This window comes from Polaromonas sp. CG_9.11 (assembly GCF_015752225.1).
Taxonomy (GTDB): Bacteria; Pseudomonadota; Gammaproteobacteria; order Burkholderiales; family Burkholderiaceae_C; genus Polaromonas.
The window spans coordinates 1-26,000 of sequence record NZ_JADOVE010000021.1; the positions used below are offsets into that span (position 1 = coordinate 1).

22 protein-coding genes are annotated in these 26,000 nt (G+C 62.6%); 9 read left to right on the top strand and 13 right to left on the bottom strand.

What is annotated here, in order from left to right; translation table 11 throughout:
• Nucleotides 1-311: 311 nt before the first annotated feature.
• Nucleotides 312-905: a cob(I)yrinic acid a,c-diamide adenosyltransferase gene (locus tag IWX85_RS16295; RefSeq protein ID WP_196870419.1), complete on the bottom strand. Its 594-nt coding sequence runs from the start codon at nt 903-905 to the stop codon at nt 312-314.
• A 194-nt stretch (nt 906-1,099) separates the two neighbouring features.
• On the opposite strand from IWX85_RS16295, the gene IWX85_RS16300 reads away from it, so the two are divergent.
• The gene (locus IWX85_RS16300; protein WP_196870420.1) at nt 1,100-2,521 is read left to right on the top strand and encodes an FAD-binding oxidoreductase; all 1,422 of its coding nucleotides are present in this window, start codon (nt 1,100-1,102) and stop codon (nt 2,519-2,521) included.
• A gap of 420 nt (nt 2,522-2,941) precedes the next feature.
• Entirely contained in the window at nt 2,942-5,611 is a 2,670-nt protein-coding gene (locus tag IWX85_RS16305) for a CHASE3 domain-containing protein (RefSeq protein ID WP_196870421.1), read from the top strand.
• A 103-nt stretch (nt 5,612-5,714) separates the two neighbouring features.
• Here IWX85_RS16305 and IWX85_RS16310 read toward each other — a convergent pair whose 3' ends face one another.
• The gene (locus tag IWX85_RS16310) at nt 5,715-6,440 is read right to left on the bottom strand and encodes a L,D-transpeptidase (protein ID WP_231379868.1); all 726 of its coding nucleotides are present in this window, start codon (nt 6,438-6,440) and stop codon (nt 5,715-5,717) included.
• Between the two features lie 195 nt (nt 6,441-6,635).
• Between IWX85_RS16310 and IWX85_RS16315 the strand changes: the two genes are divergently transcribed.
• The gene (locus tag IWX85_RS16315; protein ID WP_196870422.1) at nt 6,636-6,986 is read left to right on the top strand and encodes a hypothetical protein; all 351 of its coding nucleotides are present in this window, start codon (nt 6,636-6,638) and stop codon (nt 6,984-6,986) included.
• A gap of 45 nt (nt 6,987-7,031) precedes the next feature.
• Nucleotides 7,032-7,613 carry a hypothetical protein gene (locus IWX85_RS16320; protein WP_231379870.1) on the top strand — a complete coding sequence of 194 codons (582 nt, stop codon included), beginning with the start codon at nt 7,032-7,034 and terminating at the stop codon, nt 7,611-7,613.
• 435 nt (nt 7,614-8,048) lie between these two features.
• On the opposite strand, the gene IWX85_RS16325 is transcribed toward IWX85_RS16320, so the two are convergent.
• From IWX85_RS16325 to IWX85_RS16365, 9 genes are all read right to left on the bottom strand, one after another.
• The gene (locus IWX85_RS16325) at nt 8,049-8,756 is read right to left on the bottom strand and encodes an alpha/beta fold hydrolase (RefSeq protein ID WP_231379872.1); all 708 of its coding nucleotides are present in this window, start codon (nt 8,754-8,756) and stop codon (nt 8,049-8,051) included.
• 309 nt (nt 8,757-9,065) lie between these two features.
• Complete coding sequence (locus IWX85_RS16330) at nt 9,066-10,001, bottom strand: ParB/RepB/Spo0J family partition protein (protein ID WP_036807374.1); 936 nt, start codon at nt 9,999-10,001, stop codon at nt 9,066-9,068.
• Nucleotides 10,002-10,055: 54 nt separating this feature from the next.
• Nucleotides 10,056-10,616, bottom strand: coding sequence for an alpha/beta hydrolase (locus IWX85_RS16335; protein ID WP_196870424.1), 561 nt, complete (start codon nt 10,614-10,616; stop codon nt 10,056-10,058).
• Between the two features lie 114 nt (nt 10,617-10,730).
• Complete coding sequence (locus tag IWX85_RS16340; protein ID WP_036807379.1) at nt 10,731-11,495, bottom strand: ParA family protein; 765 nt, start codon at nt 11,493-11,495, stop codon at nt 10,731-10,733.
• Between the two features lie 55 nt (nt 11,496-11,550).
• Complete coding sequence (locus tag IWX85_RS16345; RefSeq protein WP_036807382.1) at nt 11,551-12,177, bottom strand: LysE family transporter; 627 nt, start codon at nt 12,175-12,177, stop codon at nt 11,551-11,553.
• A 29-nt stretch (nt 12,178-12,206) separates the two neighbouring features.
• Nucleotides 12,207-12,872: a 16S rRNA (guanine(527)-N(7))-methyltransferase RsmG gene (gene rsmG, locus IWX85_RS16350; protein WP_196870425.1), complete on the bottom strand. Its 666-nt coding sequence runs from the start codon at nt 12,870-12,872 to the stop codon at nt 12,207-12,209.
• Entirely contained in the window at nt 12,872-14,890 is a 2,019-nt protein-coding gene (mnmG, locus tag IWX85_RS16355; protein ID WP_196870426.1) for a tRNA uridine-5-carboxymethylaminomethyl(34) synthesis enzyme MnmG, read from the bottom strand. Before mnmG ends, rsmG begins: the two co-directional genes overlap by 1 nt.
• Nucleotides 14,890-15,312, bottom strand: a complete 423-nt coding sequence (locus IWX85_RS16360) for a type II toxin-antitoxin system VapC family toxin (RefSeq protein ID WP_196870427.1) — start codon at nt 15,310-15,312, stop codon at nt 14,890-14,892. Before IWX85_RS16360 ends, mnmG begins: the two co-directional genes overlap by 1 nt.
• A gap of 10 nt (nt 15,313-15,322) precedes the next feature.
• A complete protein-coding gene (locus tag IWX85_RS16365) occupies nt 15,323-15,568 on the bottom strand; it encodes a type II toxin-antitoxin system Phd/YefM family antitoxin (RefSeq protein WP_036807391.1) in 246 nt (81 codons plus the stop codon).
• Between the two features lie 111 nt (nt 15,569-15,679).
• Here IWX85_RS16365 and IWX85_RS16370 point away from each other — a divergent pair, with 111 nt between their 5' ends.
• From IWX85_RS16370 to katG, 5 genes are all read left to right on the top strand, one after another.
• A complete protein-coding gene (locus IWX85_RS16370) occupies nt 15,680-16,267 on the top strand; it encodes an NADPH-dependent FMN reductase (protein ID WP_196870469.1) in 588 nt (195 codons plus the stop codon).
• A gap of 217 nt (nt 16,268-16,484) precedes the next feature.
• Complete coding sequence (gene bktB / locus IWX85_RS16375; RefSeq protein ID WP_036807397.1) at nt 16,485-17,669, top strand: beta-ketothiolase BktB; 1,185 nt, start codon at nt 16,485-16,487, stop codon at nt 17,667-17,669.
• A gap of 227 nt (nt 17,670-17,896) precedes the next feature.
• Nucleotides 17,897-18,823 (top strand): histone deacetylase family protein, encoded by a 927-nt coding sequence (locus IWX85_RS16380; protein ID WP_196870428.1) that lies wholly within the window; start codon nt 17,897-17,899, stop codon nt 18,821-18,823.
• A 109-nt stretch (nt 18,824-18,932) separates the two neighbouring features.
• Entirely contained in the window at nt 18,933-21,623 is a 2,691-nt protein-coding gene (locus tag IWX85_RS16385) for a bifunctional acetate--CoA ligase family protein/GNAT family N-acetyltransferase (RefSeq protein WP_196870429.1), read from the top strand.
• Between the two features lie 386 nt (nt 21,624-22,009).
• Nucleotides 22,010-24,205: a catalase/peroxidase HPI gene (katG, locus tag IWX85_RS16390; RefSeq protein ID WP_196870430.1), complete on the top strand. Its 2,196-nt coding sequence runs from the start codon at nt 22,010-22,012 to the stop codon at nt 24,203-24,205.
• Nucleotides 24,206-24,339: 134 nt separating this feature from the next.
• On the opposite strand, the gene IWX85_RS16395 is transcribed toward katG, so the two are convergent.
• Entirely contained in the window at nt 24,340-25,635 is a 1,296-nt protein-coding gene (locus tag IWX85_RS16395) for an acetyl-CoA hydrolase/transferase family protein (protein ID WP_036807410.1), read from the bottom strand.
• 63 nt (nt 25,636-25,698) lie between these two features.
• The gene (locus IWX85_RS16400; RefSeq protein WP_036812810.1) at nt 25,699-25,998 is read right to left on the bottom strand and encodes a hypothetical protein; all 300 of its coding nucleotides are present in this window, start codon (nt 25,996-25,998) and stop codon (nt 25,699-25,701) included.
• Nucleotides 25,999-26,000 lie beyond the last annotated feature (2 nt).

A 26,000-nucleotide genomic window follows, 5' to 3' on the forward strand; every position in this document is an offset into this window, starting at 1 on the left:
CGTGCTGTGCCCCAAGCGGCCAGGCCGCGTAGAGCCACGCGCGGTCAAGCGACGGCCTAAAAACATGCGCTCTTTAACCCAGCCGCGTGCCCTGCCCAAAGCCCGGCTTCAAGCCAGCCGTGCCCGCTCAATGGCTGAGGTCTGTGCTTAAGGTAGTGCCATTGGGATCAAGTCCGCAATGACAGAAAAAATGAAACCCTTCGATGAGCTGGAGCAGTCATTTCTTTGCAAGTATTTTGGCTATTAGCGCTCGCCAGTCATGCGCTGCCAGCTATTTTTTCAATAGCAGTTGCACGCAATAACAGCCCGGCTCAGGACCCGGTTGGCGCCTCTGCAGCATCGTCCTGCGCCATGCGCGCCATGCGTTCGCTTTTCCAGTACACATCGTCGCCGCCGTTCATGCGGTTGAGCACGCGCGACAGCACGAACATCAGGTCGCTCAGGCGGTTGAGGTACTGGCGCGGCGTGTCTTTCAGCGCGTCCTGCTGACCCAGGGCGACCACGGCGCGCTCGGCGCGGCGGGCCACGGTGCGGCACACATGGGCCAGCGACGCGGCCCGGCTGCCGGCGGGCAGGATGAATTCGGCCAGGCGCGGCAACTGGGCGTTGTAGGTTTGCAGCGCCTCGTCCAGCACCAGCAGCGCGCCGGGCTTGAGCAGCTCAAAGCCCGGAATCGACAGCTCGCCGCCCAGGTTGAACAGCTGGTGTTGCACCTCGACCAGCAGGTCGCGCACGTCAGCGGGCAGGTCTTCGCACAGCAGCACGCCAATGTTCGAGTTCAGCTCGTCAACGTCGCCCATGGCGTGAACGCGCAGGCTGTCCTTGGAAACGCGGGTGTTGTCGCCCAGTCCGGTGGTGCCGTTGTCGCCGGTGCGCGTGGCAATTTGTGAAAGTCTGTTGGCCATGGGAGTGAAGTGCGCGCAAGGCGCAGTGGGTTGAGAAGGTTGATGGGCAGGCGGCAAGCTTATCAAGCTTCAGCCCGGCCCAGCCGGCGATGGCCTTGCCCGCCGCAGGCTTTGGCAGCCCGGCACCCGGCCAGCGTGAAAGCACGGGTGGCGCTTCAGGTCGTAAACTCGGGCTTCCCCCTCAGGAGACACCCATGAACGCACCGCTGTTCCCCCACCTGTTGCCCGAAATCCTGCAGCGCGAGACGCCGCAGGCCCTGATCGACGCGTTGAAAACCCGCTTTGCCGAGCGCTGCTCGACCGCGCTGGTGGTGCGCGAGCAGCATGGCCGCGACGAGTCGTCGTTCACCTCGCTGCCGCCGGCTGCGGTGGTGTTTGCCGAAAGCACGCAGGACGTGGCCGACGCGGTGACGCTGGCCGGCGCGTACCACGTGCCGGTGATTCCGTTTGGCGTCGGCACTTCGCTCGAAGGCCACCTGCTGGCCGTGCAGGGCGGCATCAGCATCGACGTGAGCCGCATGAACCGGGTGCTGGCGATCCATGCCGAAGACCTGACGGTCACCGTGCAGGCGGGCGTGACGCGCAAGCAGCTGAATGAAGAAATCAAGAGCACCGGCCTGTTTTTCCCCATCGACCCCGGCGCCGACGCGACGCTGGGCGGCATGAGCGCGACGCGCGCCAGCGGCACCAACGCCGTGCGCTACGGCACCATGCGCGAGAACGTGCTGGCGCTGGAAGTGGTGACGGCCAGCGGCCGCGTCATCCGCACCGGCACCCGCGCCAAGAAGTCCGCCGCCGGCTACGACCTGACGCGCCTGATGGTCGGCAGCGAAGGCACGCTGGGCGTGATCACCGAAGTCACGGTCAGGCTCTACCCGCTGCCCGAGGCGATTTCAGCGGCGATCTGCTCGTTTCCGGACATCGAGGCGGCAGTGCGCACGACCATCGAGATCATCCAGCTGGGCGTGCCGATTGCGCGCGTCGAGCTGATCGACGCCAACACCGTGCGCATGGTGAACGCCCACAGCCGGCTCGGCCTGCGCGAGGAAGCCATGCTGCTGATGGAGTTCCACGGCACGCCGAACAGCGTGAAAGAGCAGGCCGAACTGGTGCAGGAACTGGCCAGCGGCCAGGGCGGCAACGCCTTCGAATGGGCCAGCACGCCTGAGGAACGCACCCGGCTGTGGACGGCACGGCACAACGCCTACTTTGCCGCCATCCAGAGCAAACCCGGCTGCCGGGCGATTTCAACCGACACCTGCGTGCCGATTTCGCGCCTGGCCGACTGCCTGCTGGAATCGGTGGCCGAGGCCGACGCCAGCGGCATTCCCTACTTTCTGGTCGGCCATGTCGGCGACGGCAATTTCCACTTCGGCTACCTGATCGACCCCGACAAACCCGAAGAACGTGAAACCGCCGAAGACCTGAACCACAAGCTGGTGGCCCGGGCGCTGCGGCTGGAAGGCACCTGCACCGGCGAACATGGCATTGGCCTGGGCAAGATGGACTTTTTGCTGAGCGAGACGGGCGACGGCGCGGTGGACATGATGCGCACCCTCAAACGCGCACTCGATCCGAAGAACATCATGAATCCGGGCAAGATTTTCGCGTTGTAAAAATATGCAGATTTGATTATTTTTTATCTTATTTATCGTTTTTATCAGTTTAAATGATACATTTTGTTTTTTAAGCCAAGAAAAAAAGACTGCTGACACCGCCTGACCTGAAGATCTGTCTGCGGCGTAACGCATCGCTTATCCGCTGGGGTACAGGCACCGTATCGCACTGCGCTATTAAAAAATTAGCAATAAAACCCGGTATTGCAGCACTTCCAGGAAGTCCTGCTGGATTTTCGTCGGCACACGGCGTTGCGTGGGAAGTGTGAATACCTGTCAAGATGCCTCGATTCCTGACCGCTTGACTTCTTTTGCTGCCGATGACACCCCTTCACGTTCACTTTCACTTTTTCGAACAGCCCGCTTCCGGTGTGCTGCCGCAGTGTGCCCAAGCACTGGTTTGCCCGGTCCGGACGCGCCATGACCACGGCTGAACTCGCAGCCGACAGAACGGCGCAGCAGATGCATGAAAGCGCCGTGGCCGGCGCGCCGCCCGATGCCATCAAGCGCAGTCTGGTCAATGGCTTGCTGATACTGGTGCTGGCCTGCCTGGTCGGCGTTGGCGGGCTGGCCTATCGAAGCATGCAGGCGGCGGCCGTTTCGGCACAGCGCGAAGCGCAGAGCCGCGCGATCATGTCGCAGCTTGATGATTTCCTTTCCAGCCTCAAGGATGCAGAGACCGGGCAGCGCGGTTTCCTCATCACCGGGCAGCCGGAGTACCTGAAGCCTTACCTGGAGTCCGTGGGCGTGTTCGCAGCCCGGCTGGAGAGCCTGCGCCTGCTAACCACGGGCAATGCCCGCCAGCAGCAGCGGATTGCCGCGCTCACGCAGGGGCTGGGGGAAAGAATGGAAATTTTCAAAGAAACCATCGCCGTGCGCCAGATCCAGGGCCTGCTGGCCGCCAGCCAGGCGGTCACGGCGCTTGCTGGCAAGAACATCATGGACCCGCTTCGTGCGCTGGTGGCAGAGGCCAAGGCCGAGGAAACTCAAAACCTGAAAAGCCATGAAGCCCAAAGCAACGCCGACAGCCGCCGCACGCTGCAAGCGGTGTTGCTTGGCGGCACGCTGGGCGCGCTGGCGCTGCTGCTGCTGTTTGTCTGCCTGCGCCGGGAACTGGCGCGTCGCCAGCAGGCCGAAAAGGCACTGCGGCATGTCGACTCGCAGTATCAGATGTTGTTCAACTCGATCGACGAAGCCTTTTGCATCGTCGAAATCATTTTTGACGACGGCAAAGTGCCCGTCGACTATCGTTTTCTGGAAGTCAACCCGTCCCGTGGAAAGCAGACCGGCATGTCGGATGCCAAGGGAAGGCGGATGCACGAGCGGGTTCCCGACATGGAGTCGCACTGGTTTGAAATCTATGGAAAGGTCGCCCTGACCGGCGAGCCGCATCGCTTTGTCAACGAAGCCAAGGGAATGGATGGCCGCTGGTTCGATGCCTATGCCTTCCGGTTGGGGGGTCATGAAAGCGGGCGCGTGGCGGTTCTTTTCCGCGACATTACCGACCGGATGAAGTCCGAAGAGGCCATGCGCCAGAGCGAGGCGCGTTTTCGCGCCCTGTTTGACTGGGGGCCGATTGCCATTTTTTCATCCGACGCTGCGGGGCGGCTGCAGGAATGCAATCGTGCGGCGCTGGAGCTCTGGGGCGCCGAACCGGTGGTCAGCGAAGGCGACAGCACATTTTTCACGGCGCAGGGGGTCCGTCTTCCCGACGGGACGCTGACGCCCACCCTGCAGGCCCGCACGGCCGAGGTGCTCAAGGGCAACATTCCGGCGGTCTATGACGAAGCGTTCGTGATCGAGCCACCTGCCGGCCCGAGCATGATCGTCATCACCCATGTGGTGCCCCTGGTTGGCAAGGCGGGACACATCACCGGCGCCATCACCTGCTGCTATGACGTGACCGAACGCGCCCGCCTGCAGCGCGAGACTGTCGAACAGGCGCAGGCGCTGACGGACCTGCACCGCCGCAAGGACGAGTTCCTGGCCATGCTCAGCCATGAGTTGCGCAACCCGCTTGCGGCGCTTTCCAATGCAATGCAGCTGCTGCGCCTGCCGGCGGACGCCGACCCGCTTCAACAACACAGCCGCGGCATCATGGAGCGCCAGCTGAAAAATCTCAAGCACCTGGTGGACGACCTGCTGGACGTTTCACGCATCACGACCGGGAATGTGCGGCTTCGGCTGGAGCAGGTCAGCCTGGACAGCATCGTGGAAAACGCCGTGGAGGCGGTCAACCCCCTCATTGCGGAACACCGGCATGTGCTCACGGTGTCCCGGCCGCCAGAGCCGGTGTTTGTGCATGCCGATGCCGCGCGGCTGGAACAGGTACTGGTGAACCTGCTCACCAATGCGGCCAAATACACCTCAAGCGGCGGTCACATCGGGTTGAACGTTGAAATCGAACCCGTGGCCAGCGGCGCACACGCGCAAGCACCCATGGCGACGATCCGGGTGCGCGATACCGGCCTTGGCATGGCGCCAGAGCTGCTGCCGCGCATCTTTGAGCTGTTCACGCAGGCGGACCGTTCGCTGGACCGCTCGCAAGGCGGGCTGGGCATTGGCCTGAGCCTGGTCAAGCAGCTGGTGGAACTGCATGGCGGCACGGTCACGGTGTCCAGCACCCTTTCCCGGGGCAGCGAGTTTGTCGTTCGGCTGCCGGTCATGCGGGCAGCGCTGGCGCCCGCTTCGCCCGCTTTGGTCGGCAGCGCCCAGGTGCCCGCAAAGGCAGCACAGCGCATCCTGGTGGTCGATGACAACGTCGACGCCGCACAGAGCCTGGCCCTGCTGCTGGAAATGACCGGCCATTGCATCTGGCTGGCTTACGACGGCCCGGCGGCAGTGCAGGCGGCGATTGACTGCCAGCCCGGCGTGATCCTGCTCGACATCGGCTTGCCGGGGCTCGACGGCTACAAGGTGGCGCAGCGGATTCGCCGGCTGGCCGGGCTCAAAAACGTGGTGCTGGTGGCCCTGACCGGTTATGGGCAGGATTCCGACCGGCAGCGTTCCCAGGAGGCCGGCTTTGACCACCACCTGGTCAAGCCCGCCGAGTTCGGCGAGATCGAGAAAATTCTGCTGGCTGTTGCCTAGCAGCCCTGCTTTGCCGCTGCGCCTGGCCCGTTGCCTGGCTGGTGGATGCCATTTGCTCGCCAGCTTCCCGCCTGAGTGATTCGCCTGTTGCCGCCGAAAGTTGTCATGGCGCCAGCGTCCTGCCATCGGCCAGGCCGAACAAGGTGCCCACGGAGCGGGTTTCGGGCAGCACGTAAACAATGGCCGGCTTGAGCCCGAACACCGGTTTGATCCGCGCGTCATAGAACGCGGCAGGGACGTTGACACAGCCGTAGGAGATCCGGTTGTCGGCCACCGTCGGCGTGGCCAGACGCTCCAGCCGCCGGTCGGCCTTGTTGCTGGCGCGGACGCGGTGCATGGAGACAGCCGCGTCATAGTCGATCCAGACAATGTCCTCGCCCTGCAGGTTGCGCCCCGGCTCGGACATAAAGCGGCCTGCCGGCGTGGTGCGTTCGGCAGGCCGGATGTCCGACAGCTTGCGCGTGCCGATGTCCGGCACCGAGTGGTCCCCCACCGCCAGGCCCAGCAGCACCGGCGATGAACCGAGCGGCCTGCCGGACGCGTCAAAAACATGCAGCATGGCGGCCTTTTTGTCGATGACGGCAAAAGGCAATCCGTGGTGATTGCCCGTGGCGCGAATCCACGCGGTCACCTGGGACACATCCTGTCCTACAGAAAGCGGCCGGGGCCGAGGCTCGGCGGTAGCAGACACAGCCGCAGGGGCTGCCCACGATGGCTGCGGCATGGCGAGCAGCGCCACCAGGCTTGCGCAAAGCAACGCCCCTGCCAGGGTACGCGAAAGGAAGAAAAAACGGGTTTTCAGCGGCGAAGCAACACGGCAGGCGTTCATGGAAGGAAATGGTAAATCATTACCAGCATGTCGGAAACCTGCATAGAAAAAAGCGGTCCTCTCCTACGGCGCCATACGGTCACCGCTGAAACGTGATGAAAACTGCGCTTTTTATAGTTGGGACAGCTTGCATTCGAAGCTGATCGAAAACACGCCAGGCGTGTTGACCGCAAAATTTTTCGGAAGGAAAAGACCATGAAACGTCACATCAAATCAATTTCCCTGGGAGCTTTAATGGCACTCGCGGTAGCCAGCGCATCAGCCCAGACCCCAGCGCCGGCAACTGGCGCATCGGCGCCTGACACGGTAGGCGTGACACCACGGGAAGCGGCATCGGCCATGCGGCAGGCCGTGCCACGCAGCGATACCGCCACGGTGGTGCGTACCGCACCCCCGCCTGCGCAGCGTGCCAGCGATGCCATGAGCAACAACAACACCACCACTGCAGCCCCTGCCGCCACGACCGGCAGCACCGCGGCCATGAGCGGCACGACAGGCAACCGCGCCACGGGAATGACCCGCGCAGCGCGTGCCGACCGCAACTGATTGCCCCCGTTCTTTTTGTTTTTAAGTTGAAAAAAGGAGATCATCATGAACATGAACCCCAACGCCACCCCTTACACCGGCAGCAGCAGCACGTCCACCACAGGGACGAGCAACATGGTGACGGGCCTGTTTCCGGACCGCGCCAGCGCCGAAGCCGCCTACAACGCAGCGCATACGCGCGGCTATTCCAAGGATGATGTCAACCTGGTGATGTCTGATGACACGCGCAAGCGTCACTTTTCTGACGACAGCACGGTGGGCAAGGAAACCGAGCTGGGCAACAAAGCTGCTGAAGGCGCCGGTATTGGCGGCGCCATCGGCGGCACCATCGGCGCCATCCTGGCAGGCATTGCAGCCGTGGGCACGAGCATCGCCCTGCCCGGCCTGGGTCTGGTCATTGCAGGTCCGCTGGCGGCCGCGGCGGCCGGTGCCGGAGCCGGTGCTGCCAGCGGCGGATTGCTCGGCGCCCTGATCGGCTGGAACATTCCTGAAGAGCGCGTCAAGGAATATGAAGAAGGTGTCAAAAACGGCGGCATCCTGATGGGGTTGAAAACCCGCAATGACGAAGATGCCATGCACTTTGAAAACGAGTGGAAGCAAAACGGCGGCCAGAATATCTATCGCTGACCATTCGCAGCGGCTGAGAGTCCTGAAGCCAGGGCCTTCAAAAACCGGCAAAGCGGCGTTCCCTCACAGGAAGGCCGCTTTTTTTATGTCAAGCGCCTGGGCGGCGGATAAGGTCACGAACCATGGCAATGTCCACTGCCGCCGGAGCCGGCGCCGGCGGGCAATGGCTTCGCAGTTTTCACTCACGAAATCGCATGCAGCATGAAGGTTTCCACCTGCGCATTGCCCGCTGGTTCTCAGCGATGTGCACGAGGTGTCGCGTCCCTTGCCTGGTCGGGCCGGTTTTTGTAATGGGTGCACAAGCAAGAGACGCGCGCATCACGGCCTGCTTACCGTCAACGACGGCATGGTGTCGTAACCCGGGAGATTTCAGCCAGTTCGCCCATGCAAGGCCGGGCTGCCTGAAGAATCAATCACGCGGTCCGAACGCAGGCTTCAGGCGGCATGCCTGTAAGGCTGCCAGTGGGTCAGAGGCTGGCCAAGGCGGTCGCCCACAATCTGCAGCACCGCCGGATTCCAGCCCATGCCGATATGGCTGCCATTGATCTCGATGTCCTGCACCTGCCTGGCGGGACGGTCATGGCGACAGGTTTCCCACGCCACCACGCCGTCGGAGCGGCTGTAGATCGAGGTCGTGGGCACCGGGGGCGGGGTACGCAGGCGCCGGCTGAGCACCGGATCGATGGCCGCCGACGAGCCGCTGAGCAGGCGGAACAGCCAGCCGACGTTGGTGTGGTCAGCCTCGGCATTGAACGGGGTGCCAATGGAGATGACCTGGCGCACCTGCGGCGCCAGCAATTTTCCGACTTCACGGGCGTAAAGTCCGCCCAGGCTCCAGCCAATCAGTGTGGCTTTTCCCTGGTGCCCGCCCAGCACCTTGGCGGTGTGCGCGGCCAGATCTTCCAGCCAGCGGTCCAGGTCCCCCTTGGGACCGGTGTTGAACCCCCTGCCCCAGTCCAGCGTGCTGTAACCAAGGGATTCGCAGTAGTCGCGCAGCGGGGCAATTGCCGAACTGTCGGTGGCCAGGCCCGGAAAGATGATGACAGGGTGTCCATCGCCTGCGGGAACCATCTTGCTTTGCCTGGCACCGTTGACCTTGAAGGCCAGGAACTCCAGCGCGGCACGCCACGGTTCAGTGCCCAAAAGGCTCAGGGGCGGACGACAGATTTCAAGCGTGGCAGTAGAAGGCATGGCATGAAGGGCATGGGCCAAAAGTTTCGGGTGCGTTCATGGTCAGGCCTGCGGTGGCCATGAAAACACGGGAATCACCTCTAGACCACGTAGGAATAAATCCAGCCCGCTTGCCATACCCGTCGCCTTGACGCTGTCGTCCTGCCATGAACATCGCGCCATTCCGCTACGGAATGGCGAGGCAAGTTGATGACTGAAACTTTGTTACGGGCGTGAGACGGCATGGGTTCACCACGGCAGGCATGCCACACCCTGCCGGCATCAAGCGGTACGGCGCAAACGCTCAATCAGGCCGTTGATCTCGTCCAGCGACGAAAACTGGATAGCCAGTTCGCCCACCGCTTCCCGCTTGCCGTTGCGCTTGACCTGCTTCTTGATGCGCACATCGACAGCGGCCATCAGCAGGTCGGCCAGTTCTTCTTCCACCCGCAGGGTGTCGCGCGCTTTTTCAGGCGGGGCCTTGTTGGGTGTCAGCGAAAACTCGCTGCCGAGTTTCTTGACCAGGCTTTCGGCCTCGCGCACCGACAGCTTGCGGGCGCTGATCTGGTTGGCGGCGGTGATCTGCGTCGCCCGGTCCAGCGCCAGCAGCGCCCGGGCGTGGCCCATGTCCAGGTCGCCGGCCATCAGCATGGTCTGCACCGGATCGGCCAGGTTCAGCAGGCGCAGCAGGTTGGACGCAGCGCTGCGCGAGCGGCCCACGGCCTGTGCGGCGAGTTCATGCGTCATGCCGAACTCTTTCACCAGACGCTGCAGGCCCTGCGCTTCTTCCAGCGGGTTGAGGTCTTCACGCTGGATGTTTTCAATCAGCGACATGGCGGCCGCCGACTCGTCGGGCACATCGCGGATCAGCACCGGCAGGCTGTCGAGCCCGGCCAGACGCGCCGCACGGAAGCGCCGCTCGCCGGCAATGATTTCGTACTTGCCGCTGTTGGCACCGCTTTTCAGGCGCCGCACCAGGATCGGCTGCATGATGCCCTGCGCCTTGATGGATTCGGCCAGTTCGTACAGCGCGCCCTCGTCCATGCGGGTACGCGGCTGGTACTGGCCCGGCACCAGGTCGTCGAGCAGCAGCGAAGCCGGCAATCCGGGACTGCTGGACGCGGTCAAGGCATCGGCAGCTTCGGGCGAGTCATCGACCTTGGGGCCAAGCAGCGCTTCAAGCCCACGACCCAGGCCTTTTTGTTTTTTGGTGACCATGGCGTTGTCTTGTCTTTCTTTAATCGGTATAGGGGTTGGCGCGGTCTGGGAAGCTCAAGCGGAAGTATCCCGCATCAGCCAGACCAATTGTTCATGCACCTGCGGCCAGTCGCCCAGGCCGCTTTCGGCATTCAGGTGGCCGCACGCGCCCACATCGGTGAGATCGGCGCCCCAGGCCAAGGCAAACTGCCGGGCGCGCGCCAGGCTGCAAAAGGGGTCGTTGCCGCTGGCGAACAGCATTGTTTTGAAGGGCAGCTTTGCCAGGGAAACCGGTGACCAGCTGGGCAGCAGCGTGCGCACATCGTCGCGTTCGACATCGGCCGGCGCGACCAGCAGGGCGGCTTTCACCCGGTGGGTGTTGCGGCTGTGCGCGGCCCAGGCGGCCACATGCTGGCACCCCAGGCTGTGTGCGACCAGCACGGCGGGCCCATCGCGCTCCACATCGCACGCCAGCAGCACATCTTCCAGCCGCGCAATCCAGTCGCCGCGCAGCGGGCGCATCCAGTCGTGTTGCTCGACCCGGGTGTAGCCATGCAGGCGCTCCCAGCGGCTTTGCCAGTGGTCCGGGCCGCTGCCTTGCCAGCCGGGAAGAATCAGGACATTGGAGGGGTTCATGGCATGGCTCAGGCATTCAGTGCAAAAATTTCAATTTGCTATGTTTTTAATAGCTACTTGCGCCCGTCGCATATGCGCAAAGCACTGTTTTAACCCGTAAATTCGGCGTAAAACCTAAAGAACGCGTCCGACCATCTCCTGGGCAAAGGCCACGAAGGCTTGCGCGCCCTTGGAATTCGGGTCGAAAATCACGCCCGGCAGACCGTAGCTCGGTGCTTCGGCCAGGCGCACATTGCGTGGAATCACGGTGTTGAACACCTTGTCGCCGAAATGCCCCTTGAGCTGCTCGCTGACCTGCTGTTGCAGCGTGATGCGCGGGTCGAACATGACGCGCAGCAGGCCGATGATCTGCAAATCCTTGTTCAGGTTGGCATGCACCTGCTTGATGGTGTTGACCAGGTCGGTCACGCCTTCGAGCGCAAAGTATTCGCACTGCATTGGCACGATGACGCCGTGCGCCGCGCACAGCCCATTCAGCGTGAGCATTGACAGCGACGGCGGGCAGTCGATCAGGATGAAGTCGTAGTCCTTGTCCACCTTGGCCAGCGCCTGCTTCAGGCGCTTTTCACGCCGCTCCAGCGTCACCAGTTCAATCTCTGCGCCCGACAATTCGCGGTTGGCGCCCAGCACGTCGTAGCCGCATTTCTCGCTGTGAACGCGCACATCGACAATCGAAGCGGCTTCAAGCAGCACGTCGTAGACCGTCATTTCCAGCTTGCGCTTGTCCACGCCCGAGCCCATGGTGGCATTGCCCTGCGGGTCCAGGTCGACCATCAGCACGCGCTGGCCGATCTGGCTCAAGCCGGCGGCCAGGTTGACGGTGGTGGTGGTCTTGCCCACGCCGCCCTTTTGGTTGGCAATGCAGAATATTTTGGCCATAGCGTCTTGTTGGGTTGTCGTTCCGTTGAGGGAATCGAGGATTGCAGTGTCTGGTTTACCGGGAAAGGGCGAGCTTGATGCCAAAGGCAATCAAAAATATGCCAGCCGCCTTTTCGAGCGTTATCGATATTTTTGGATTGGCCCGGATGCGCGCGGCCAACTTCCAGGTCAGCAGCACGGCCGTCAGGCCATAAAGAAATGTCAGTACCGCGATGGTGGCAGCCATCACGCCAAAGGTCTTTAGGCCCTGGTGCTGCGCCGGGTCAACGAACAGCGGAAAGAAGGCCAGGTAAAACACGATGGCCTTGGGATTGAGCAGGGTGATCAACAAGGCCTGGCGAAAATAATGGCGCGGCTTGATCTGCAAAATGGGCGCGGCGCCCGGCTTGGCCAGCAGCATCCTCAAGCCCAGCCAGGCCAGGTACAACGCGCCCAACCATTGAACGGCATGAAAAGCAGCGGGATAGGCCGCCATCAAGGCCGATACGCCCGCCACAGCTGCCCAGAGCAGCAACTGGTCACCGGCAATCACACCGAAGGTAGCGCCCATGCCGCCCGCAACACCGCCCTTGCCGGTCGAGGTGATCAACGCCAGGTTGCCGGGGCCGGGAATGGCCAGAAAGACCAGAATGGCAACAACAAAAGCGCCATAGTCGGCAACACCAACAAACGAGCCCGGCATGAAAGGTTCCAGTAGTAGAGACCCCGAGTTTACGACACGGGGCGCAGCCACAGCAGGCAGCGCTCTGCTTCCAGACCGGGAACCTTCAATTGTTCCACGTGAAACATTGCAATGTTTTCGGGCAAGGCCAGCAATTCATCGCCTGGATGCTTGCCTTTCATGGCCATCCAGACACCCTGCGGCGCCAGCGCGCCCACCGACCAACTGGTGAAATCAACCAGCGACGCAAACGCACGCGAACAGATCACGTCGAAGGGCTGGATGATGCTTTCGACCCGCGCATGCAGGCCGGTAAGGTTCGGCAGCTTCAAGGCGAGCGCCGCCTGCTTGATGAACGCCGCCTTTTTGGCCACGGTGTCCACGCAAGTAACGTTCACGGCCGGGCAGCAAATCGCGAACACCACGCCCGGCAGGCCAGCGCCCGAACCCACATCGAGCAGGCGGCTGCCCTGGTCCAAGCCTGCACCCAGCAAGTAACGCTTCAAAGCCGGCACCACGGACAGGCTGTCGAGCAAATGATGCGTCATCATTTCAGATGGATCGCGCACCGATGTCAGGTTGTAAACCTTTGTCCATTTGCCAATCATCGCCTGATAGTCCAGCAACTGGCTGATTTGCGACTCGCTCAATTCCAGTTGCAGTGCCGCAAGTCCTGCCAGCAAAGTAGCGCGCAAATCTGCTTCCAGCGCCACCATCAAACTTCTGCCTGTTCAGCGGGCTTCAGTGGAACCGTATTTTTCCAGAGGTTCTTTTTCAGGTGTACCAGCAGCAATGAAATGGTGGCCGGCGTGACGCCCTGGATGCGCGACGCCAGACCAAGGGTTTCAGGCCGGTGCTTGGCCAATGTCTGTCGCGCTTCAAAGCTCAAGGCCGACACCTGCAAATAATCCAGATCGGCAGGAAGCTTGAGGTTTTCGTAATGCGAGGCGCGTTCAACCTCCAATTTTTGCAGGTCGATATAACCAGCGTACTTCGCCGTGATTTCAATTTGCTCGATCACGCTTTTCACCAGGTCTGCCGGCAAGGCTTCAACCGTTGATGTTTCACGTGAAACATCGGAGTCACCCGTCGGAATTTCAGGGTTAGCATATTTGCCATCGCTGAGCGACATCAGCCCGGCATAGTTCACATCGGGGCGACGCAGCAGATCGGCCAAATTGTATTCACGCTCAATCGCCTTGCCCAGCACACGTTCGGCTTCGCTCGCCGGCAGGTTGTTAGGGTTGATCCAAAGCGAACGCAGGCGCTGTGTTTCACGTGAAACAATGTCACGTTTTCGGTTAAAGGCATCCCAGCGGGCGTCATCGACCAGGCCCAGTTCACGCCCTTTTTCGGTCAGCCGCATGTCGGCGTTGTCCTCGCGCAGCATCAGACGGAACTCGGCCCGGCTGGTGAACATTCGGTAGGGCTCGGTCACGCCCTTGGTGATCAGGTCATCGACCAGAACGCCCAGATACGCTTCGTCGCGTTTGGGCAGCCACGCTTCCTTGCCCTGGCATTGCAATGCGGCATTGATGCCGGCAAACATGCCTTGCGCAGCGGCTTCTTCGTAACCCGTGGTGCCGTTGATCTGGCCGGCAAAAAACAGGCCGCCAATCGCCCGGGTTTCAAAGCTGGTTTTCAGTGCGCGCGGGTCGAAGTAATCGTATTCAATCGCGTAACCGGGCCGCAGGATATGGGCGTTTTCCATGCCGACCATCGAGCGCACCAGCGCGTACTGGATGTCGAAGGGCAGGCTGGTCGAGATGCCGTTCGGGTAAATCTCGTGCGTCGTCAAGCCTTCGGGCTCCAGGAAAATCTGGTGGCTGTCCTTGCCGGCAAAGCGGTTGATCTTGTCTTCCACACTCGGGCAATAGCGCGGCCCCACGCCGTCGATTTTGCCGGTGAACATCGGGCTGCGGTCAAAGCCCGAGCGAATGATGTCGTGCGTTCGCTCGTTGGTGTAGGTGATCCAGCAAGGCATCTGCTTCGGATGCGGGATGTTGCCGCCCATGAAGCTGAACACCGGCACCGGCCCTGGCGTGCCGCCCGGCATGCCGTCGCCAGGCTGAACGCCGCATTTGCTGAAGTCGATCGAGCGGCCGTCGATGCGCGGAGGCGTGCCGGTTTTCAGCCGGCCTTGCGGCAGCTTGAGCTCCTTCAGGCGTGCGCTCAGCGACACCGCTGGCGGGTCGCCGGCGCGGCCCGCCGCATGGTTGCTCAGGCCGACATGGATCTTGCCATCCAGAAAGGTTCCCGCCGTCAGCACCACGGTGCGCGCGCGGAACTTGATGCCGACCTGCGTCACCGCGCCGACAACGCGGTCGCCCTCGACCATCAGGTCATCGACCGCCTGCTGGAACAGCCACAGGTTCGGCTGGTTCTCGACCATGCGGCGAATAGCTGCCTTGTACAAAACCCGGTCGGCCTGGGCGCGAGTTGCGCGCACTGCCGGGCCTTTGCTCGAATTCAGGATGCGGAACTGGATGCCGCCCTCGTCGGTGGCCAGCGCCATCGCACCGCCCATGGCATCGACTTCTTTCACCAGATGGCCCTTGCCAATGCCGCCAATCGACGGGTTGCAGCTCATCTGGCCGAGCGTTTCAATGTTGTGGGTCAGCAGCAACGTTTTGCAGCCCATGCGGGCAGCGGCCAAAGCAGCCTCGGTGCCGGCATGGCCGCCACCCACCACGATCACGTCAAATTCTTGCGGGTAAACATAGGGTGAAGTCATCACACATCTTTCAATAAGGTAGCGTTCAAGCCAAGCGCTTGTGCGCCGTTGAACTGGCGAATGTCCGCCGTCACAAACAAATCAACCCCGGCCGCCAGCGCGGCACCGACATGCAGCGCGTCCATGCCGCGCATGCTGCTGACCTCGAGTGCGCGAATGGCGGACCGCTCAACATTGGCGGACAGGAGAACGACCTGCATTTCAGCAAAATTTTTCTCGACTTCGGCGCACGTGTCCCGGTAAGACGCTTCGCTGGCCTGGGTTTCTCGCCGTACCCGGTTCAGCGCCGAATAAAGCTCCACCTTGCAATGCGGCGCTGCCACAACTGACGCGGCCTGCGCGACCAGCGCCAGCACCGCGTCACGCCCGCTTTCGGGCAAATAGCGTTTGAGCAGCGCCGAGGTGTCAAAAAGAATTTTCATACGGGGTTTTTCACCACGGTGCGCTGTCGCGCTCATCAAGCAGTGCCTTGACCGCCGAATAGCCGGCCGGCAATTGCAGCAAGGGTTTGAACGGCCGCTGGTAGCTGGGCACCGGGCCAGACGGGTCGGGCTTGATGCCCACCAGTTCGGCCACCGGTTTGCCATGCCGCAAGATGCGCACGGTTTCGCCTTGCTCGACCCGGTCGATCATGGCCGAGGCATTGGCGCGGAATTCACTCAGGGAAATGGTATGCATGGCTCATTTGTACAAAATAATGGTTTTGTACATTTTATGGGTTTTGCGGGTTCTCAGGCCTTTCGGGGGGTTTCTTGCCGGCTGTGATGAAATCAATCCATGAACCCATCCATGTCCCGTCCCAAGCTGCTGGTGTTTGCCGGCAGCACCCGCCTCGATTCTTTCAACCGCAAGCTCGCCAGCGTGGCCGCTACCCTGGCACGCGCCAGCGGCGCCGAGGTCACGCACATTGAACTGGTGGACTTTGACATTCCGATGTACAACGCCGACCTGGAAGCGCGCGGCACGCCGCCTGACGTGATGAGGTTGAAAAAAATGATGCACGACCACCCCGCCTGGATCGTCTGCTCGCCCGAATACAACGGCAGCTACACCGCGCTGCTGAAGAACACCATCGACTGGGTGTCCAGCCCGGTCAAGGGCGATGCGCAATGGAGCGACGGCTTCAAGTCGTTCACCGGCAAGGTGGTCGGCGTGCTCAGTGCGTCGCCCGGCGCGCTGGGCGGCCTGCGCTCGCAAAGCCACCTGGTGCCGCTGCTGTTCAATTCGCAATGCTGGGTGGCGCCCACGACTTTTGCGCTGGGCAACGCCGGCACTGCATTCGATGCGCAGGGCGAACTGGTCGACGACAGCCACCGTCATAAAGTGCAGGCGGTGATTGACCAGGTGCTGTTTGCCGCGCAGCGCCTGGCAGCCTGACCTGGCAGCGCCGACAGCTTATTTTTTTTGATAGCAGCGTTCGCAGGCGGGAATTGCGCAAAAGCCCTTTTTTATCTACAAATGATGCAGATCAAACAAATGCCCAGGCCGTGTTCGCCATCAGTGCCATACTGATATTTGCCAGTTCCCGTGTCAGCCGGGCGTAGCCAAACCGGTTCACACTTCAAGCGGCTTTTTTTAAATCCAGGAGATATTCATGACCCGTGAAGTTGTAGTTGTCAGCGGTGTGCGCACCGCCATTGGAACGTTTGGCGGCAGCCTGAAAGACACGCCGCCCACCGAACTGGCCGCGCTGGTGGTCCGCGAATCGCTCGCGCGTGCCGGCGTCGACGGCAAGGATGTCGGCCATGTGGTGTTCGGCCATGTCGTCAACACCGAGCCCAAGGACATGTACTTGTCGCGCGTGGCGGCGATCAACGGCGGCTGCGCCGAAGGCACGCCGGCGTTCAACGTCAACCGCCTGTGCGGCTCGGGCCTGCAGGCGATCATTTCGGCCAGCCAGTCGATCATGCTGGGCGACGCCGACATTGCGATTGGCGGCGGCGCCGAGAACATGAGCCGCGGCCCCTACGCCAGTCTGGCAACGCGCTTTGGTGCACGCCTGGGCGACACCAAGATGATCGACATGGTCGTCGGTGCGCTGCATGACCCGTTCCACACCATCCACATGGGCGTGACTGCCGAGAACATCGCCGCCAAGTGGGGCATCACCCGCGAAGAGCAGGACGCGCTGGCCGTGCAAAGCCACAACCGCGCCCAAAAAGCCATCGAGGCTGGCTACTTCAAGGAGCAGATCGTCCCGGTCATGCTGAAAAGCCGCAAAGGCGAAGTCGCCTATGACACCGACGAGCATTTCCGCCCCAACTGTTCCATGGCCGACATGGCCAAGCTCAAGCCGGTTTTCCTGAAGGAAAACGGCACCGTCACCGCCGGCAACGCGTCGGGCATCAATGACGCCGCCGCCGCCGTGGTGTTGATGGAAGCCGGCGTGGCCCAGGCGCGTGGCCTCAAGCCGCTGGGTCGGCTGGTGGCCTACGCCCATACCGGCGTCGATCCGAAATACATGGGCATCGGCCCGGTCAGCGCCACGCAACTGGCACTGAAGAAAGCCGGCCTCACGGTGGCTGACCTGGACGTGATCGAGGCCAACGAAGCCTTTGCCGCACAGGCCTGCGCCGTCACGCGCGACCTGGGCCTGGACCCGGCCAAGGTCAACCCGAACGGCTCGGGCATCTCGCTCGGCCACCCGATCGGCGCCACCGGCGCGCTGATCACCGTCAAGGCGCTGCACGAACTGCAGCGCATCCAGGGCCGCTACGCGCTGGTGACGATGTGTATTGGCGGCGGGCAGGGCATTGCGGCGATTTTCGAACGGATGTAAAGAGCGGCGCTTGACGCCCGTGAACACCCGTTCTTGACAACGCCCCGAGCCCGATCCACAGGGCTCGGGGCGTTTTTTGCATGTGCCTTGATCTTGTCAGCGCCGCGCACTGTGTCGCGTGAAATTGCAAGCCTTGCCTTACATCAACACGGCAGAAAAACAGTCAAACTAGACTGACAGACGCATCCGGCCAAAGTCGCCCGAGCCAATACCCAAGGAGACAAATCTTGCTGCCCGCCTACATCACCCATGCCGATTGCGCCCGCCACGAAATGGGTGCGCACCATCCCGAATGCCCCGAGCGCCTGGGCGCCATCAACGACATGCTGCTGGTCAAGGGCCTGCTTGACTACATGCACCCCTACGACGCGCCGCTGGCGACACCGGAACAACTGGCGCATGCCCATTCGTCGCGCTATGTCAGCGAACTCATGGCCGCCTCGCCGACCGAGGGTTACCACAAGGTCGATCCCGACACCGACATGAACCCGTTCACCGTCACGGCCGCCCTGCGCGCGGCCGGCGCTGCGGTGCTGGCCACCGACCTGGTGCTGACGGGCGAAGCGCCCAGCGCCTTTTGCTGTGTGCGCCCGCCCGGCCACCATGCGCAGCGCGACGCCGCCATGGGCTTTTGCTTTTTCAACAATGTCGCCGTCGGCATCCGCCATGCCCTCACGAAGCACGGCCTGCAGCGCGTGGCGCTGATCGACTTCGACGTGCACCACGGCAACGGCAGCGAAGACATCTTTCGCGGCGACGAGCGGGTGCTGATGTGCTCGATCTTCGAGCAGGGCATCTACCCTTTCACCGGCGAAAACGCCACGGGATCGAACATGGTCAACGTCGGCCTGCCGTCGCGCTCGGGCAGCGACAGGTTCCGCGAAGCCGTCACCACCCACTGGCTGCCCGCCCTGAACGCCTTCAAGCCTGAGCTGATCTATGTTTCCGCCGGCTTTGACGGCCACCGCGAAGACGACATGGGCAACCTGGCGCTGGTCGAGGCCGACTACGAATGGGTGACGCAGCAGATCGTGAAAGTGGCCGGGCAGCATTGCCAGGGCCGGGTCATTTCCTGCCTGGAAGGCGGCTATGTATTGAGTCCGCTGGCGCGCAGTGTGGCGGCCCACGTCAAGGTGCTGATTGGCGCCGACTGACTTGCCTTGCCGCCTTGAGGCAGGCGCATCGTGGCGGCCTGTGCCGGAACAAAGCGGGGCGGGCCACAGCCCATCGAATTTGAAAACAGCAATGGATTGAAAGCCCCTGATGGACAAACACTACCTCACCCCGCTTTTCGCTCCCCAGTCCGTCGTCGTCTTTGCCGGCCAGGTCGATGACCCCGAAAGCCTGACCTCGCGCGCCCGGGTGCTGCACCAGGCTTTGCGCGCCCAGCAATACACCGGCACCCTGCAGTTCCTGGACAGCCACACCACCGGCACACTGGCCGACCTGGCGCAGACCGGGGCCGACCTGGCGATCATTGCGCTGCCGCCGGAAGAAGTCGCCGCCGCGCTGGAGATTGCCGGGCGCATGACCTGCCGCTCGGCGCTGGTGATCACCAGCGGCATCAATGCCGACGGTGCGGCCAAGCTCAAGAAGATTGCGCGCCGCGAAGGGGTCTTCCTGATGGGGCCCAACGGCCTGGGCCTGCAGCGCCCACACCTCATGCTCAACGCCAGCGCCGCCGGCCCCATGGCCCGGCCGGGTTCGCTGGCCCTGGTGTCGCAGTCGGGGGCGCTGACGTCGTCCATCCTGGACTGGGCCACACAGAACGGCGTCGGCTTTTCCTCGGTGGTGTCGCTGGGGCCGAACACCTCGGTCGACATTGCCCAGGTGCTCGATTTCCTGGCCAACGACCGGCACACCCAGAGCATCGTCATCTACCTCGAAGGCATCTCCAGCGCCCGCCGCTTCATGAGCGCGCTGCGCTCGGCGGCCAACGCCAAGCCGGTGGTGGTGCTTAAGGCCGGGCGCCGGCCGGCCGGCAACGAGGCGGCGCAAACCCACAGCGGCACCATCGTCGGCAGCGACGATGTGTTTGACGCCGCACTGCGCCGCGCCGGCGCGGTGCGCGTGCGCTCGTTTGTTGAGCTGTTTTCGGCCGCTAAGTGCCTGGCCTCGCGCTACCGCCCGGTGGGCAACCGGCTGGCCATTGTCACCAACGGCGGCGGGCCTGGCGTGCTGGCCGCCGACTGGGTGAATGAAATCCATCTGGAACTGGGCAAGCTGTCGCCTGAATCGGCCAGCACCCTCAAGCCGCTGCTGCCCGAGCTGGCGTCGCTGTGCGACCTGATCGACCTGTCCGAAGAAGCGACGCCTGAACATTACAAGACCGCCATCGAGGCAGCCGGCAGGGACCGGCAGATCGACGGGGTGCTGGCGATCTTCTCGCCCAAGGAAGGGGTTGATGCAGCCGAAGTGGCGAAGGCACTGGCCGAGGTCAAGCGCAGCATGGGCAAGCCGCTGCTGTCGTGCTGGATGGGCGATGCGTCGGTGGTGGCGGGGCGCGGCATCTTGAACGACGCGGCGATTCCCACCTTTCGCACGCCGGAAGCGGCCGTCGGTGCATTTGGCAACATCGCCTCCTTCTACAAGAACCAGCAACTGCTCCAGCAAACGCCGCCGCCGCTGTCCACGCTGGCCAAGCCCGACATCGAGGGCGCGCGCCTGATCATCGAGAACGTGCTGGCCGAGCGCCGCAAGGTGCTGACCGAGATGGAATCAAAGACGCTGCTGTCGGCATTCCACATTCCGGTCACGCAGACCATTCTGGCGCGCACCGCCAACGAGGCGATGATGATCGCCACGCAACTCGGCTTTCCGGTGGCGCTGAAGATCGACTCGCCCGACATCAGCCACAAGTCCGATGTCGAGGGGGTGGCGCTGAACCTCCTGAACGCCACCAGCGTGCGCGACACCTTCACCGACATGATGCAGACCGTCGCCCGCCTGAAGCCCAACGCGCGCATCAACGGCGTCACGGTGCAGACCATGGCGCGCGCCAAGCGCGGCCGCGAGGTGTGCGTCGGACTGGTCACCGACGACCCGTTCGGCCCGGTGATTGCCTTTGGCGCCGGTGGCACCATGATTGAGCTGATCGACGACCGGGCCATGGAATTGCCGCCGCTGAACCAGTTCCTGGCGCGCCAGCTGATCGGGCGCTCGCGCGTGGCCGAAACGCTGGGCGCCTGGCGTGGCGCCACGCCGGTGAACATGACAGCGCTGGAGCAGATCCTGCTGCGCGTCTCGGAAATGGTCTGCGAGCTGCCCCAGCTGCGCGAGATGGACATCAACCCGATCATCGTCGACGAGTCCGGCGCCGTGGCGGTCGATGCCCGCATCGCGATCGACAATGCGCCGCAGGCCATCAGCGGCCGCGCCAACACCTACAACCACCTGTCCATCCTGCCGTATCCGGCTCGCTACGAACAGGTCTGGCCACTGCGCGGCGGTGGCGAATACACCGTGCGCCCGATCCACCCGGACGATGCGCACATGCTGCAGGAAATGATGTCGCACCTGTCGCCCGAAAGCCGTTATTTCCGCTTCATCTCGTCCATGGTCGAGCTGCCGCCCAGCATGCTGGCACGCTTCACGCTGATCGACTACGACCGTGAAATGGCGCTGGTCGCGGTCTTCAGGGAACGCCGCCTGGACACCAACGGCGAGGCGGTGGAAACCGAGCGCATCGTCGGCGTTTCACGCTACGTCACCAATCCCGACCAGTCAAGCTGCGAGTTTGCGCTGGTGGTCGCCGACGACTTCAGCGGCAAGGGCCTGGGCTCGCGGCTGATGCTCAGCATCATGGACGTGGCGCGCGAAAAGGGCCTGTCGGAAATCGAAGGCCTGGTGCTGGCGCAAAACCCCGGCATGCTCAAGCTCATGAAAAGCCTGGGCTACACCATCAAGCCATTTGCCGAGGACCCGGATTTCAGGCTGGTGACGCACGCGCTGTAGCTCAAACAGCAACCCTGGCACTGCGGCCATACAGGCATACAGACGCACGGTTACCTGGCAGGGATCAACCGCGTTCGCTGCTGATGCGCATAAGGCGGACCGGCTCAGTGTCCGTAACCTGGGCTGGCCGGCAAAAACATCGCTTTTTAGATTTTGAGCCGGAGTTGGCCTTCGCGGCGCGTGAGAAGGCGGTTTTACTGCCTGGCATTTTTGTCTTTTCGTGACTTCCAGCATCGTGTTCGAAACCGGTATGAAACCAAGGCCGGCGCTTCAAATCTCAATGCGGCAGAACCCTATCGCTCCGATTAAAAGTATTGCATTGATGGCATCACTGTCCCAGCTTTAAAGTCAAGCTTGTAATCAAATGCGAAAACCAAGCGAGAAATATGACAAACGAAATGAAATGCCCGTTCTCAAGCAGTGCGCTCAAGTCCCCAGTGGCCGGCGCCAGGACAAAGGCTGACTGGTGGCCCAACCATCTGAGCCTGACTATTTTGCAGCAGCATTCCGAGCGGTCAAACCCCATGGGCAAGGCGTTCAACTACGCCAAAGCGTTCAAAACGCTTGACTTGCATGCGGTGGTGAAAGACCTCCATGCGCTGATGACCGAATCGCAGGACTGGTGGCCCGCTGACTATGGCCACTACGGGCCTTTTTTCGTCCGCATGGCGTGGCACAGTGCAGGCACTTACCGGATTGCCGACGGCCGGGGTGGCTCGGGCTTCGGCATGCAGCGCTTTGCGCCGCTCAACAGCTGGCCAGACAACGTGAACCTGGACAAGGCGCGCCGCCTGCTGTGGCCGATCAAGCAGAAATACGGTCGCAAAATTTCCTGGGCTGACCTGATTGTGCTGACGGGTACGGTCGCCATGGATTCGATGGGCTTGAAAACTTTCGGCTTTGCCGGCGGTCGCGAAGACGTCTGGGAACCCGGTGAGGACATTTACTGGGGTCCTGAAGACACTTGGCTGGGTAACGGGCGCTACACCGGCGACCGTGAACTCGAGCAGCCTCTCGGTGCCGTGCAGATGGGCCTGATTTATGTGAACCCGCAGGGACCGGACGGCAACCCCGACCCGGTCGCTGCCGCACGGGATATTCGCGAAACCTTCGCCCGCATGGCGATGAATGACTATGAAACCGTTGCGCTCTGCGCGGGCGGACACACCTTTGGCAAATGCCATGGCGCGGCGTCTGAAGACTTTAAGGGCACGGAACCCGAAGGTGCCAGCATTGAAGAGCAAGGCTTCGGCTGGACCAGCAGCATGGGCAGCGGCAAGGGCGTGGACACGATTTCCAGCGGGCTGGAAGGCGCCTGGACGGCCAGCCCCATCACGTGGGACAACGGCTATTTCGACGCGCTGTTCGGCTACGAGTGGGAATTGACCAAGAGCCCTGCAGGCGCGCACCAGTGGACGCCCAGGAACGGCGCTGGCGCGGGCACCGTGCCTGACGCCCACGACCCGGCGAAGCGCCATGCGCCCTTCATGGCGACGACCGATTTGTCCCTGCGCATGGACCCGGCCTACGAAAAGATTTCCCGGCACTTCCACCAGAACCCGCAAGAGTTCGCCGACGCGTATGCCAAGGCCTGGTACAAGCTGACACACCGCGACATGGGTCCGATTGCCCGCTACCTGGGCCCCTTGGTTCCCAAAGGCCACGAGCTGTGGCAAGACCCGGTTCCCCCGGTCGATCACGAACTGGTCGGGGCGGACGACATCGCGGCACTCAAGGCCACCGTGCTTGCCTCCGGACTGTCCATCTCCCAACTGGTCTCGACAGCCTGGGCATCGGCGGCAACCTTTCGCGGCAGCGACAAGCGCGGCGGGGCCAACGGGGCGCGCATACGGCTGGCGCCACAAAAAGACTGGGAAGCGAACCAGCCGGCCCAACTGGCACTGGTGCTGCAGACGCTGGGAAGCATCCAGCGGGACTTCAACGGCGCGCAGTCGGGCCACAAGAAAGTGTCAATGGCGGACATGATCGTTTTGGGCGGCTGCGCAGCCGTTGAAGCCGCTGCCAGGAACGCCGGTCAAGACGTGACGGTTCCGTTCACGGCAGGGCGAACCGACGCTTTGCAAGAGCAGACCGACGTGGACTCGTTCGCCGTGCTGGAACCTTCTGCCGATGGCTTTCGCAACTTCATCAAGAAGGACCACTCACGGCCGGCGGCTGAACTGCTGATCGACCGCGCCAACCTGATGACCTTGACGGCGCCAGAGATGACGGTGCTGATCGGCGGCCTGCGCGCGCTGAATGCCAACGTCGGGCAAGCCCCGCACGGTGTTTTCACCACGCGAGCCGAAACGCTGACCAACGACTTCTTCGTGAACCTGCTGGACATGCGCACCCAGTGGCAAAAGTCGGCATTGTCCGAAGACGTGCTGGAGGGGCGTGATCGGGCGTCGGGCGAGGTCAAGTGGACTGGCACGGTCGTGGACCTGGTCTTCGGTTCGAACGCCCAGCTCCGGGCGCTGGCGGAAGTCTATGCCTGCAGCGATTCGCAGCCGGCGTTTGTGCATGACTTTGTGGCGGCTTGGACCAAGGTGATGAACCTGGATCGTTACGACCTGGCTTGATTTGAGAAAAAATCCCAAGGGTTGCTGATGCATGGCCGCAACTGGGTTCCGGACGATTCCGGCCCCGTTCGCGGCCAGCGCGCCTGAACCATTTCCCCAAACAGCGCCGGTTCAATGCCGGCGCTGCTTCGTGATCACAGCAACTTCATGCGCCGGGCCTCATCACGCAACTGGCCGCGAAAGTCCGGATGTGCAATGGCGATCAGCGCCTCGCAGCGCTGCCGGGCGGTCTTGCCGCGCAGCTGGGCCACACCGTACTCGGTCACCACATAGTTGATGTCGTTCTTGCTGGTGGACACATGCGTGCCGGGCGACAGCACCGGCACGATGCGCGAGATGGTGTCGTGCTTGGCGGTGGAGGGCAGCACGATGAAGGCTTTTCCGCCGTTCGAGCGGTTCGCCGCGCGCACGAAGTCGGTTTGCCCGCCGGTGCCGGAGTAGGGCGCAAAACCCAGGCTTTCCGAGCCGCACTGGCCCATGAAGTCAACCTGCATGGTGGCATTGATGGCGTGCAGGTTGTCGTTCTGGCCGGCCAGGTAAGGGTCGTTGGTGAACCCGACCGGGTGCATCTCGACCGCCGGATTGCGGTGCAAAAAATCGTACAACTTTTTCGATCCCAGGGCAAAGGTGGCGACCATCTTGCCGGGCAGGTAGTTTTTCTTTCGGTTGGTGATGGCACCAGCCTCGACCAGCGTCATGATGCCGTCGCCGATCATCTCGGTGTGCACCCCCAGGTCGTGCTTGTGCGTCAGCTGCATCACCACTGCGTCCGGAATGCCGCCGTAGCCGATCTGCAGCGTGGCGCCGTCCGGAATCATGTCGGCAACGTACTTGCCGATGGCTTCCTGCACCGGGCCGATCTTGGGCAGACCGACTTCGAGCAGGGCGTCTTCGCTTTCCGTCAGCGCCGTGACCTGGGAAATGTGGATGTGGCAGTTGCCGTTGGCAAACGGCACGTTCGGGTTGACCTCGAGCACCACCGCCCGGGCCTGCGCAATTGCCGCCATCGTGTAGTCAGGCGCCAGCGACAGCGAGAAAAAGCCATGCGCGTCCATGGGCGAGGCCATGGACAACACCACGTCGGCAGGAAGCAGCTTGCGGCCGATCAGCTCAGGCAGTTCGGAAAAATTGGCCGAGATGAAATCGGACCAGCCCTCCTGTCCGCCGGCGCGCGAAATGCCGCTGAAAAAATAGGCAACATGCGCGATGTGCCCGGTCGTTTCCGGGTCAAAGTAGCCGTACTTGCGGACTGGCAAAATTTGCGAAATCCGCACATTGCGAAACTCGCGGCGCGCGCTTGAAAGCGCCGTCAGCAGGGCAGGCGGCTCGCCCACGGCGGTCGGGACCACCACCGTGTCGCCATTCATCACCACACCCACCGCCTCCGCGGCTGACATGCGTTTTTGCTGGTACAGGGTTTGAATGGACACGGTAGCTCCTTTTTTGACAGCTTTTGATCATGGCACAGCCGGCAATCGGCAGACTGACAAAAATCAGCCGCCGCCGCGCTGCATGTACAAGTCAAAGCGCTTCATGAAGACATGGCGCTGCCCATCGTCCAGCCCGGTGAAGGCAAAGCGCACCAGCAGGCGCGGAATGCGGGCGCTTCCCAGCACCCGGGGTGGCGCCGGCTGCCAGGCCATCTGCAGGCAGCCCGGACCGATGTGCGCCTGTACCGTGGAGCCGCTTCGCTGCCAGGGGTGGTCACCCAGCGCAGCGGGCAGCCAGCCCAGCCATTCGGCTTGGGTGCAACCCATGTCGCGGTCGAACTGTTCGGCGTAATGCGACTGCACAA

Bases quoted from the DNA above. Each gene is read 5' to 3' on its own strand.
- IWX85_RS16330 (WP_036807374.1), bottom strand. From the start codon at position 10,001: ATGGTCACCAAAAAACAAAAAGGCCTGGGTCGTGGGCTTGAAGCGCTG.
- IWX85_RS16315 (WP_196870422.1), top strand. From the start codon at position 6,636: ATGAAACGTCACATCAAATCAATTTCCCTGGGAGCTTTAATGGCACTC.
- IWX85_RS16385 (WP_196870429.1), top strand. From the start codon at position 18,933: ATGGACAAACACTACCTCACCCCGCTTTTCGCTCCCCAGTCCGTCGTC.
- IWX85_RS16295 (WP_196870419.1), bottom strand. From the start codon at position 905: ATGGCCAACAGACTTTCACAAATTGCCACGCGCACCGGCGACAACGGC.
- IWX85_RS16305 (WP_196870421.1), top strand. From the start codon at position 2,942: ATGACCACGGCTGAACTCGCAGCCGACAGAACGGCGCAGCAGATGCAT.
- IWX85_RS16320 (WP_231379870.1), top strand. From the start codon at position 7,032: ATGAACATGAACCCCAACGCCACCCCTTACACCGGCAGCAGCAGCACG.
- IWX85_RS16335 (WP_196870424.1), bottom strand. From the start codon at position 10,616: ATGAACCCCTCCAATGTCCTGATTCTTCCCGGCTGGCAAGGCAGCGGC.
- IWX85_RS16365 (WP_036807391.1), bottom strand. From the start codon at position 15,568: ATGCATACCATTTCCCTGAGTGAATTCCGCGCCAATGCCTCGGCCATG.
- katG (WP_196870430.1), top strand. From the start codon at position 22,010: ATGACAAACGAAATGAAATGCCCGTTCTCAAGCAGTGCGCTCAAGTCC.
- rsmG (WP_196870425.1), bottom strand. From the start codon at position 12,872: ATGGTGGCGCTGGAAGCAGATTTGCGCGCTACTTTGCTGGCAGGACTT.
- IWX85_RS16345 (WP_036807382.1), bottom strand. From the start codon at position 12,177: ATGCCGGGCTCGTTTGTTGGTGTTGCCGACTATGGCGCTTTTGTTGTT.
- IWX85_RS16370 (WP_196870469.1), top strand. From the start codon at position 15,680: ATGTCCCGTCCCAAGCTGCTGGTGTTTGCCGGCAGCACCCGCCTCGAT.
- IWX85_RS16310 (WP_231379868.1), bottom strand. From the start codon at position 6,440: ATGAACGCCTGCCGTGTTGCTTCGCCGCTGAAAACCCGTTTTTTCTTC.
- mnmG (WP_196870426.1), bottom strand. From the start codon at position 14,890: ATGACTTCACCCTATGTTTACCCGCAAGAATTTGACGTGATCGTGGTG.
- IWX85_RS16300 (WP_196870420.1), top strand. From the start codon at position 1,100: ATGAACGCACCGCTGTTCCCCCACCTGTTGCCCGAAATCCTGCAGCGC.
- bktB (WP_036807397.1), top strand. From the start codon at position 16,485: ATGACCCGTGAAGTTGTAGTTGTCAGCGGTGTGCGCACCGCCATTGGA.
- IWX85_RS16360 (WP_196870427.1), bottom strand. From the start codon at position 15,312: ATGAAAATTCTTTTTGACACCTCGGCGCTGCTCAAACGCTATTTGCCC.
- IWX85_RS16340 (WP_036807379.1), bottom strand. From the start codon at position 11,495: ATGGCCAAAATATTCTGCATTGCCAACCAAAAGGGCGGCGTGGGCAAG.